The sequence below is a fragment of the Streptomyces sp. NPDC031210 genome, from assembly GCF_055570395.1.
Window position 1 is genome coordinate 53,575 of sequence record NZ_JBVIHH010000019.1, and the last position, 10,506, is coordinate 64,080.

Consider the following 10,506-nt stretch of genomic DNA (forward strand, 5'->3'; position numbering starts at 1 on the left):
AAGTCACCCATCGTTACGGTCCGTTGCCCCGCCCGTCTACCCTTCGCACTCGTACGCTGACTCAGCGTACGAGTGCAGACCGTGGTGAACTGCCTGGTCGGTGGGCACCGTGGGCGCCATGCCACCCCAGGTATCTCCCCCCATCCCCCAAGCGCCGCTCACCGTACGTATGTTCACGCAGCGCTTCAGCGCCACCCCCCGGGGCGCCCGCCTCGCCCGGTATCTCGTCGTGCAGCAGCTCGACGCGTGGGGCTTCGGGTACGGCGGTGACGTGTCCGACGCCGTCGCCGCGATCGTCGCCGAGCTGGCCGCCAACGCCGCGACCCACGGGCGCGTGCCCGGCCGCGACTTCGAGGTGCGGCTCGTCCTCCTCGGGGACCGCGCCCGCCCCGGAACGCTCCGCGTCGAGGTGGCCGACACCCGTACCGAGAAACGGCCGCCGTCCCCCGGCGCGCTCGCCCCGCCGCCGTCCGACGCCGAGACGGGGCGCGGCCTTTTGCTGGTCGCCGCGCTCGCCAGTCGCTGGGAGGTGGTGGACCGGCCGGCGGTGGGCAAGACCGTGCGGGCCGAGCTGGACCTGCCGCGCCGCGCGTAGGGGAGGAGCCCGATGGTGCCGGTCCGGCAGGCCGGGCGCGTGGGGTCCGGCCGACGCGTCGGCCGTCCCCCCGGCCGGCCGGACCGGGGCTCGCCGTTTGAACGTAACACCGTTGCAATGTTTTGCGTAAGACCTTGCAACGTGGAGTTCCGGCGACTACAACCATCATCATCAACGGCACCGTCGGCGCGGTGCTCCCCTCAACGGCCTTCCGGGCACGGCGCGTTGCCGAGCGAGGTCACTCCACCCCCTCAGGAGAAGCCATGCTCCACCGCCTGACCCCCCTCAAACGAACCCTCCGCAGACCCGCGGCTGCCGCCCTGGCCCTCGTGGCGGGCGCGGCGGCTTTCCTCGTCCCGCAGCAGCCGCGGCCGGCCCAGGCCGCGACGCCCGGCACCAAGGACGTCACCGCCGTCCTCTTCGAGTGGCGCTTCGAGTCCGTCGCCGCGGAATGCCGCGACACCCTCGGGCCGTCCGGATACGGCTACGTCCAGGTGTCGCCGCCCCAGGAACACATCCAGGGCGGCCAGTGGTGGACCTCGTACCAGCCCGTCGGCTACCGGATCGCCGGCCGGCTCGGCGACCGCGCGGCGTTCGCGCACATGGTGGCCGCCTGCCACGCCGCGGGCGTCAAGGTCGTCGCCGACGCCGTCATCAACCACATGGCGGCCGGCTCCGGCACCGGCGGCTCGTCGTATACCAAGTACGACTATCCGGGCACCTACTCGGCCTTCGACTTCGACGACTGCACCGCGCACGTCACCAACTACACCGACCGCTGGAACGTCCAGCACTGCGAGCTGGTCGGCCTCGCCGACCTCGACACCGGCGAGCCGTACGTACGCGGCCGGATCGCCGCCTACCTCAACGACCTGCTGTCCCTGGGCGTCGACGGCTTCCGCGTCGACGCCGCCAAGCACATACCGGCCGCCGACCTCGCCGACATCAAGGGCCGGCTGACCGACCCGCAGGTCTACTGGAAGCAGGAGGCCATCTACGGGGCGGGCGAGGCCGTCTCCCCGGACGAGTACCAAGGCACCGGCGACGTCCAGGAATTCCGCTACGCCCGCGACCTCAAGCGCGTCTTCAACAACGAGAACCTCGCCTACCTCAAGAACTACGGTGAGGGCTGGGGCTACCTCCCCGGCGCCAAGGCCGCCGTCTTCGTCGACAACCACGACACCGAGCGCGGCGGCGACACCCTCAGCTACAAGGACGGCGCGAACTACACCCTCGCCAACGTCTTCATGCTGGCCTGGCCCTACGGCTCGCCCGACGTCCACTCCGGCTACGAGTTCACCGACCGCGACGCAGGGCCGCCGCTTGGCGGCCGGGTCGACGCCTGCTGGCGGGACGGCTGGAAGTGCCAGCACAAGTGGCCCGAGATCGCCCGCATGGTCGCCTTCCGCAACACCGTGCGCGGCACCGCCGTCACCAACTGGTGGGACAACGGCGGCGACGCCATCGCCTTCGGACGCGGTGACAAGGGCTTCGTGGCCCTCAACCACGAATCCGCCGCGCTCACCCGCACCTTCCAGACCTCGCTGCCGGCCGGCGGCTACCGCGACGTGCAGAGCGGGCGCGCGGTGACGGTGGACGGCTCCGGCCGCTTCACCGCGACGCTGCCCGCCAACACGGCGCTGGCCCTGCACGCGGGGGCCCGCACCGGCTGCGGCTGACCCCGCCCCGGGGGCGGGCCATGAGGCCCGTCCCCGGTCACCCCCGACCGCCCGCCCCGGCTCTCCCCGACCGCCCGCTGACCCCGGCTATCGCCGCCCGCCCGCCGCCCACCCTCGTACGCCCCCACAAGGAGCCCCTTCGTGACCGGCCCCCTGCGCCCCAACGACCTCCTCCGCCCCACCGACCCCCCGCGCCGTACCGGCCGCCCGCGCCCCGCCCCCGGCCGCCGCGGCGTCGTCGCCGTGGCCATGGCCCTGTGCGCCGCCGCCGTCCTGCCCGGCGCCCCGGCCGCGACCGCCGCGCCGGCGCCCGAGCCCGCCACCGCTCTGGCCCAGTGGATCGACCGCGACACCGTCGTCTGGAAGGGCGCCCAACCCGGCGACGCCCGGCTCGAATTCGGCGCGCCAGGGGAGGACGGCGGCGGCCGGAGCGGCAGCCTGCGCCTCACCCCCGCCACCCTCACCCCCGCCGAACGCGCGGCCTATCCGCACCTCGCCGCCTTCCCCGCCTTCGCCGTCGACCCCCGCGACCGGCACCTGGCCCGTACCGCCCTGCGCGACCGGCTCGTCGCCACCCAGCGCACCGCGGACCACACCCTGCGCGCCGCCACCGGCGTCCAGATACCCGGCGTCCTGGACGACCTCTACGGACCGGCCGCCGCGCACGCCCGCCTCGGCCCCGTCTTCCATCACGGCCGCCCCACGCTCTCCGTCTGGGCGCCCACCGCCCGTACCGTCGCCCTCGAACTGGACGGCCGCACCGTCCCGATGCGGCGCGACGCCGCGAGCGGGGTGTGGCGCGCCGAGGGCGGCCGCGACTGGGCCGGAAAGCCCTACCGCTACCTCGTCACCGTCTGGGCGCCCACCGCCGGCAGGACCGTCACCAACAAGGTCACCGACCCCTACTCCACCGCGCTGACCGCCGACTCCGCGCGCAGCCTGGTCACCGACCTCGCCGACCCGGCGCTCGCCCCCGAGGGCTGGACGCACCTGGCCAAGCCCGCGCCGGTGCCGACGCGCCGGGCCCGTATCCAGGAACTGCACGTCCGCGACTTCTCCACCGAGGACCGCACCTCCCGCCACCGCGGCCAGTACCTCGCCTTCGCCGACGAGCGCTCGAACGGCATGCGGCACCTGAAATCCCTTGCCCGCGCCGGGACGTCGCACGTCCACCTGCTCCCCGTCTTCGACGTCGCGACGATCCCCGAGCGGCGCGCCGACCAGTCCCGCCCCGGCTGCGACCTGGCCGCCCACGCCCCCGACTCCGAGGACCAGCAGGCGTGCGTCGGCAAGACGGCCGCCCGCGACGCGTACAACTGGGGCTACGACCCGCTGCACTACACCGTCCCGGAGGGGTCCTACGCCTCCGACCCGGACGGCACGGCCCGCACGCGCGAATTCCGCCGCATGGTGCAGGGCCTGAACGGTGCCGGACTGCGCACCGTCATGGACGTGGTCTACAACCACACCGCCGCGAGCGGCCAGGACGCCCGGTCCGTCCTGGACCGCATCGTGCCCGGCTACTACCAGCGGCTGCTGGACGACGGCGGCGTGGCCACCTCCACCTGCTGCTCGGGCACCGCGCCCGAACACACCATGATGGGCAAGCTCGTCGTGGACTCCGTCGTCACCTGGGCCAAGCAGTACAAGATCGACGGATTCCGCTTCGATCTCATGGGCCACCACCCCAAGGCCAACATCCTCGCCGTCCGCAAGGCCCTCGACGCGCTGACACCCGCCAAGGACGGCGTGGACGGCAAGGCGGTCATCCTCTACGGCGAGGGCTGGAACTTCGGCGAGGCCGCCGACGACGCCCGCTTCGTCCAGGCCACCCAGAAGAACATGGCCGGCACCGGCATCGCGACCTTCAGCGACCGGGCCCGCGACGCGGTGCGCGGCGGCGGCCCCTTCGACGCCGACCCGCGCGTCCAGGGCTTCGCCTCCGGCCTCTTCACCGACCCCAACTCCTCGCCCGCCAACGGCTCCGAGGCCGAACAGCGCGCCCGCCTGCTGCACTCCCAGGACCTCATCAAGGTCGGCCTGACCGGCAACCTGGCCGACTACACCTTCACCGACTCGGCGGGCCGCACCGTCAAGGGCTCCGAGGTCGACTACAACGGCGCCCCGGCCGGCTACGCCGCCGCACCCGGCGACGCCCTGGCCTACGCCGACGCCCACGACAACGAAACCCTCTACGACGCGCTGGCCTTCAAACTCCCGCAGGCCACCTCGCCCGCCGACCGCGCCCGCGCACAGGTCCTGGCCATGGCCACGGCCGCCCTCTCCCAGGGCCCGGCGCTCTCCCAGGCCGGCTCCGACCTGCTGCGCTCCAAATCCCTGGACCGCAACTCCTTCGACAGCGGCGACTGGTTCAACGCCCTGCACTTCGACTGCGCCGACGGCAACGGCTTCGGCCGCGGCCTGCCGCCGGCCGCCGACAACAAGGACAAGTGGCCCTACGCCAAGCCCCTGCTGGCTGACCCCGCGCTACGCCCCGGCTGCGCCGAGACCACCGGCGCCTCGGCCGCCTACCGCGACCTGCTCCGCATCCACGCCACCGAACCGGCCTTCGACCTGCCCACCACCGCCCGCGTCCAGTCGGCCCTGTCCTTCCCGCTCTCCGGAAAGGACGAGACCCCCGGCGTGATCACCATGCGCCTCGGCGACCTCGTCATCGTCTTCAACGCCACCCCGCGCTCCCAGGACCAGACGGTCGCCCCCCTCGCGGGCGAGGACTACGCCCTGCACCCCGTCCAGGCCCACGGCGCCGACCGGATCACCGCCACCGCTTCGTACGCCGCGGCCTCGGGCACCTTCACCGTCCCCGGCCGCACCGTCGCGGTCTTCCGCCACCACTGATCCCGGCCCGGAGGCCACCCGCTTCTCAAGGAGGGTGACGGCGTACCCACTCCCACCCGTCCCCTCCTTGAAGGGCTGCTCCCCGACGCCGCACCACCCGCCCACCGCCCTCCGCCAGCCAAGGGTGCCGCACGGGCCCGGGGCGGTAAGTGGTCACACCGCCTGCGGCAACGCCAGCAGCCGTCCCACCAGTTCGGCGAACATGCCGTCCGCCGGCTCCTCCGCCAGCATCCGGCGGACCACGGCCGCCATCGGCTCGTCGTACGCCGCGCTCACCGCCGCCAGTGCCGCGAAATCGTGGACCAACTGCCGCTCCAGCTCCGCGCGGGGGATGCGGCGGCCGTCCAGCCACAGCAGCGCGGTGGTCTCGGCGAGCGAGATCCACGAGCGGACCACCAACTCCAGCCGCGGGGCGGGGTCGGGGATGGCGAGGTGGGCGAGGATCTGTTCGTACGCGGCCTGCCGTACGCCGTCGATCATCGCGCTGGTACGGCCGGAACCGGCCGCCGGGCCACCGCGCATCAGCGCCGAGAAGCCGGGGCCGTGGTCGTCCACGAAGTCGAAGAACCGCTCCATCACCCGCAGCAGCCGGGCGCCCAGCGGGCCCTCGTGCGGCTCGGCGAAGCGGGCGGTCAGCTCCTCGGCGGCGCGCCGCAGCGCGGCCTCGTACAACTGCTGTTTGCCCGGGAAGTAGTGGTAGACCAGCGGGCGGGAGATGCCGGCCGCCTCGGCGATCTCGTCGATCGAGACGTCCTCGGGGGAGCGGTGGCTGAACAGGTCGAGTGCGACGGCGATGAGCTGCTCACGCCGCTCCTCGACGCCCATCCTGCGGCGCGCCCCGGTCGTCATGCACACACCCTAACGACCCGGGGCGCGCCCCGGCATCACAGATCCAGCACCAGCCGCCCGCCCCGCGCCCGCGACACGCAGACCAGCAGCGAGTCCTCGCGCTCGGCGTCCGTCAGCAGCTCGTCGCGGTGCTCCACCTCACCGGCCAGCACCCGCTGTTGGCAGGTGCCGCAGAAGCCCTGCTCGCAGGAGTACGGCAGGTCCGGCAGCGCCTGGTCGCGGATGGCCCGCAGGGCGCTGGTGTCCGCCGGCACGGTCACCGTCCGGCCGGTGCGCCGCAACTCCACCTCGAACGGCGCGTCCTGTCCGGCCGGCGCGGGCACGGCGGGCGCGAACCGCTCGGTGTGCAGGGTCAGGCCGTCCGGGCCGTCGGGCAGCAGCGCGGCCACCGCGTCCATCAGCGGCTGCGGGCCGCAGCAGTAGACCGCGGCGTGCGGGGGCGCGTCGGCCAGCACCGCCGCCAGGTCGGGCCGGCCGTCCTCGTCCTCGGCCACCACCGTCAGCCGCCCGCCACCGGCCCCAGCGAGCTTCTCGCACTCCGCCAGGAACGGCATCGACGCCCGCGACCGCCCCGCGTACACCAGCCGCCACGGCACCCCCTCCGCCTCGGCCTGCCGCACCATCGGCAGGATCGGGGTGATGCCGATGCCGCCGGCCAGGAACACGTACGCGTGGCACTCGCCGAGCCGGAAGCGGTTGCGGGGCCCGCGCACCTCGACGGTGACGCCCTCGACCAGCTTCTCGTGCACCTCCCGCGAGCCGCCCCGGCCGTCTTCGATCAGCCGCGTCGCGATGGTGTACGAGCCGCCGTCCGGGCGCACCGCGTCGGCCGGCTCCCCGCACAGCGAGTACTGGCGGACGGTGCCCGACGGCAGCACCACATCGATGTGCGCGCCCGGCTCCCAGCCCGGCAGCCGCTCACCTTCGAGCCGCAGCGCCACCACCCCGTCGGCGGCCACCGCCCGCTCGGCGACCCGCAGCCGCAGCGGCTCCGTACGGTCCCGGCCCCGGCCCGAGATCGGCTCCTCCAGCGCGGGCAGCGGCCACAGCGGCGACCGCCGGATGCGGCGGCGCAGCGCCCGGCGGGTGACCAGCGCGGCGCCGGTCAGCACGAGGACGGTCCGTATGCGCGGCAGTGCGGACATCTCAGGCGCCTCCGTGGGCGGGTGCGGCGGCCGCGGACGCGGCGGGCGAACGGTCGAGATAGGCGACGGCCTGCGCGGTGCTGCCGTGCTGGGAGGGGTGGTAGGTGCGGCTGAGGTACTGCGGAATGGACCGCAGCATCTGCTCGGGAGTCGGCAGGACGCCCTGCCGCCCGCCCCGCCAGAAATCCCGGAACGCGGCCTTGCCGTCGGTCAGCGACGGATCGTTCTCCATGAAGAACCGGACGCCGCGCTGCCACAGGAAGACCAGCGCGGTGAACGCCGTGGCCCAGGTGCGCACCCGCCGGCGGTAGCCGCCGTCCAGGTGGACGAACAGGTCGAAGGCCACCGACCGGTGCTCGACCTCCTCCGCGCCGTGCCAGCGCAGCAGATCGAGCATCGTCGGATCGGCGCCCTTGGCGTCCAGCGCCTCGGCGTTGAGCACCCAGTCGCCCAGGAACGCCGTGTAGTGCTCGATCGCGGCGATGGTGGCGACCCGCTCCATGAGCCACCACTTGCGGGCCCGCCCCGGCGGCAGCGTGCGGTCCCCGAGCAGTTTCTCGAAGAGCCAGTCGACCTGCGCGGTGTACGGCGTCGGGTCCAGGCCCTGCGCCTTCAGGTGCGGCAGCACGTCGTCGTGCGCCTGGGAGTGCATCGCCTCCTGGCCGATGAACCCGATCACGTCCTCCCGCAGCCGCGCGTCGCGGATGAGGGGCAGGACCTGCTTGTAGACGTGGACGAACCACCGCTCCCCGGCGGGCAGCAGCAGATGCAGGACATTGATGGTGTGGGTGCTGGCCGGGTCGCCCGGTATCCAGTGCAGAGGGGTGCCCGCCCAGTCGAAAGCGACGTTGCGGGCCTTCAGAGGGGTGTGCTCGGACGCGACCGACTGGGGCCGCAACGAGGCCGTATTAGACATGGCGTCAATGTACTGGGGAGTAAGCTCGCGTCAACACCCCTCGCACACGAGAAAACGCGACAACGGGAGCCGATCACTCCGCTCCCGTCGTCACCCCCGGCCCGCGCCTCAGCGCAACGCCGCCAGTTTTCTGCCGTTCGCCAGGACCGCGTCCAGCTCCGCGCGGTCGCCCGCCCTCGCCGGCACCGCCAGCAGGGGGCCGGTCGCGCGGCCGTGGACCCCGCCGGTCGCCGTGATCGACGTGACCTGGGCGCTGCCCGCGGCCAGCAGCCACCACTTGCCGCCCGACGCCTTCCACAGCACCCCGGCCAGCACCCGCGGCGCCCGCGGGCCGCAGGCCGTACCGCCCTCCGCGCGCGCGACGACCGTGCCCGGCGCGTACGGCTGCCCGCCCGGCGCCGGTGCCTGGAACTGCGCCATCGTCCGGCTGCCCGCCCCCCGCCAGGTCTCGGCGCGGGTGCACAGCCACGCCGCGCTGCCCGCACCGCCCGGCAGCGGCTGGCGGGCGAACTCCCAGGAGTTCACCGTGCGCACACCCTGGCCGCGCACCGCCGGCAGATGGCAGGCCGTCCGTGCCCACGCCGTCCGGGCACGCGGACCGGTCACCTCACCCGGTTTGCCCGGCGGGCCGTACGTCAGCCGGGCCGGCGGCAGCTCCCCGAGGTCGGTCAGCAGATGGCCGCCCATCCGCAGCGCGGGCCAGGACCCGCACGTCTCCCGTGGGCGCGGCATGGGCACCGGAGCGGTCAGGCCGCTCGCGTCGAGGCGCACCGCCTCGCCCGGGCCGTCCGGCTTCAGCAGATCGACCAGCCGCGCCGACGTCACCCAAGGGGCCGCCAGATAACGGACATTGCCCTCCGTACGCCCCGCCACCAGCGCCTGTGCCGACGCCGTGTCCGCGCCGTCCGTCCGCGCGAAGTCCAGCGCCGCGCCCGAACCGTCGCTCCCGCCGTCGGCGTCCGCGGTCTCGGCGTACCGCACCACCCGCAGCCCGTCGTGGAAGAGCACCACCACGGAATGGTCGACCACCCCCGCGAACAGCAACTGCGCCGGGCCCGCCGCCGGACCCGTCGCGGTGCCCGGCGTCGCCGACACCGGCACCCCGGCGCTCGGCCGGGCCCACACCGCGAGCGCCCGCCGCAGCAGCGCCTTGTCGCCCACCCGGTCACCACGGGCCGGCCAGGCCGCGAAATCCCGCCGCTCCGCCGACCGCCACGCGGCCGCCGGCGCCACCGTCAACCTGCCCGGATCCAGGGCCGCTTCGGCCGCCGCGTTCTGCGCGTACGGCGGCGCCGCCACACCGTCCGGGCCCCAGCCGTCACCCGGCAGACCCAGCAGCGCCCCGCACACCGCCGCCGCCGCGCCCGCCGCCAGCACCGCCCGCACGTGCTGGCGCCGGCGGATCAGATCCGTCGGCCGGGCCTGCAACGCACACGGGTCGAACTCCACCGACTCCAGCAGCGAACGGTCCCGGCTGCCGGCCGGCGTCGCCACCGTCTCCGCCTCCTCCAGCGCCTCATGGGCCTCCTCCACCCCGGCCGCCTCCAGCACCCGGCGCGTGTCCGCTGCGCTCAGCCGCTCCAGATCCCGCAGCACGAACGCCGCCCGGCCCGGCCCGGACAGCGCCGACAGCGCCTGGTCCAGGGCCAGTTCGTCGGCGCCGCCGGAACGGGGGAACAGCCGCAGCCCCCACACCTGGGGGAGCGCGGGCGGCAGGGCGGGCAGCCACCACCGCGGCCGCCCGGCCGCCAGCGCGCCGCGCAGCACCCGCAACCGCAGGAAGAGATAACCCGGATCGGCGCCGGGCTCGGTCCCGCCGCGCCGGGCGGGCAGGTCCAGGCCCCGGGTGGAGGTGCGCTGGCGCGGCAGGCCGCGCTGCACCACCGCATGCGCCGTCAGTACCCGCCGGCCACGGCTGACGCCGGGCGGCAGGACGAGATAGGCCAGCCGTACCAGCCGGGGATAGTGCTCGACCAGCGCCGCCTCGGCCTGTTCGACGTCGATGACGCCACCGGCTCCGGCACCGCCGAAGCCGGTGGGAGAGGTGCGGTCCGGACGCGGGGATGTCGCCTGCTGCTGCTCCACGTTCGTGGAAACGAGTGAATCCTGTCATGGTCACCGGGCCGCGCGACCGCCCCGGCGGGTGACCTCGCACCGCCCCGCCATGACCCCGCGCGACCCGGGGGCGTGGAGCGCCCCGCGGGGCCGTTACCCCTGCGACCTGTCCAGGTCGAACTCGCCGTCCCGCGCGCCGAGCACGAACGCGCGCCACTCCGCCTCGGTGTAACGCAGCACCACGTCGGGCTCCGTGGAGTTGCGCATGGCCACCGCACCGCGCTCCAGGAAGGCGATCTCCACCGCTTCCTCGGACTCACCGGGGGCGCGCTGCCAGGTGGCGTCGGAGATGTCGAGGGCGTAGAGCCACTCCTTCTCTGCTGCGGCACTCATACCGTGATCCCCTCG

The 10,506-nt window shown here is 74.4% G+C and carries 7 protein-coding genes and 1 pseudogene; 3 read left to right on the top strand and 5 right to left on the bottom strand.

Going from position 1 to position 10,506, the window contains the following annotated elements:
• Positions 1–169 precede the first annotated feature (169 nt).
• From ACZ45Z_RS28915 to pulA, 3 genes and pseudogenes are all read left to right on the top strand, one after another.
• Complete coding sequence (locus ACZ45Z_RS28915; protein ID WP_468368429.1) at positions 170–595, top strand: ATP-binding protein; 426 nt, start codon at positions 170–172, stop codon at positions 593–595.
• 263 nt (positions 596–858) lie between these two features.
• A pseudogene (locus ACZ45Z_RS28920) lies at positions 859–2,271 on the top strand (alpha-amylase); the annotation flags it as partial.
• Between the two features lie 252 nt (positions 2,272–2,523).
• On the top strand, positions 2,524–5,133 hold the full coding sequence (gene pulA, locus ACZ45Z_RS28925) for a pullulanase-type alpha-1,6-glucosidase (protein ID WP_468368563.1): 2,610 nt from the start codon (positions 2,524–2,526) through the stop codon (positions 5,131–5,133).
• 153 nt (positions 5,134–5,286) lie between these two features.
• On the opposite strand, the gene ACZ45Z_RS28930 is transcribed toward pulA, so the two are convergent.
• The 5 genes from ACZ45Z_RS28930 to ACZ45Z_RS28950 form a co-directional block, all read right to left on the bottom strand.
• On the bottom strand, positions 5,287–5,982 hold the full coding sequence (locus tag ACZ45Z_RS28930; protein WP_468368431.1) for a TetR/AcrR family transcriptional regulator: 696 nt from the start codon (positions 5,980–5,982) through the stop codon (positions 5,287–5,289).
• A gap of 35 nt (positions 5,983–6,017) precedes the next feature.
• Entirely contained in the window at positions 6,018–7,127 is a 1,110-nt protein-coding gene (locus ACZ45Z_RS28935) for a PDR/VanB family oxidoreductase (protein ID WP_468368434.1), read from the bottom strand.
• A 1-nt stretch (position 7,128) separates the two neighbouring features.
• Positions 7,129–8,043 (bottom strand): metal-dependent hydrolase, encoded by a 915-nt coding sequence (locus ACZ45Z_RS28940; protein WP_468368437.1) that lies wholly within the window; start codon positions 8,041–8,043, stop codon positions 7,129–7,131.
• 108 nt (positions 8,044–8,151) lie between these two features.
• Positions 8,152–10,128 carry a hypothetical protein gene (locus tag ACZ45Z_RS28945; RefSeq protein WP_468368439.1) on the bottom strand — a complete coding sequence of 659 codons (1,977 nt, stop codon included), beginning with the start codon at positions 10,126–10,128 and terminating at the stop codon, positions 8,152–8,154.
• 123 nt (positions 10,129–10,251) lie between these two features.
• Positions 10,252–10,491, bottom strand: coding sequence for a DUF397 domain-containing protein (locus tag ACZ45Z_RS28950; protein ID WP_468368441.1), 240 nt, complete (start codon positions 10,489–10,491; stop codon positions 10,252–10,254).
• Positions 10,492–10,506: the final 15 nt, after the last annotated feature.

What these genes read in the sequence shown, in the direction of transcription:
- ACZ45Z_RS28950 (WP_468368441.1), bottom strand. Translation starts at nt 10,491, where the DNA reads ATGAGTGCCGCAGCAGAGAAGGAGTGGCTCTACGCCCTCGACATCTCC.
- ACZ45Z_RS28935 (WP_468368434.1), bottom strand. Translation starts at nt 7,127, where the DNA reads ATGTCCGCACTGCCGCGCATACGGACCGTCCTCGTGCTGACCGGCGCC.
- ACZ45Z_RS28940 (WP_468368437.1), bottom strand. Translation starts at nt 8,043, where the DNA reads ATGTCTAATACGGCCTCGTTGCGGCCCCAGTCGGTCGCGTCCGAGCAC.
- ACZ45Z_RS28930 (WP_468368431.1), bottom strand. Translation starts at nt 5,982, where the DNA reads ATGACGACCGGGGCGCGCCGCAGGATGGGCGTCGAGGAGCGGCGTGAG.
- ACZ45Z_RS28915 (WP_468368429.1), top strand. Translation starts at nt 170, where the DNA reads ATGTTCACGCAGCGCTTCAGCGCCACCCCCCGGGGCGCCCGCCTCGCC.
- pulA (WP_468368563.1), top strand. Translation starts at nt 2,524, where the DNA reads ATGGCCCTGTGCGCCGCCGCCGTCCTGCCCGGCGCCCCGGCCGCGACC.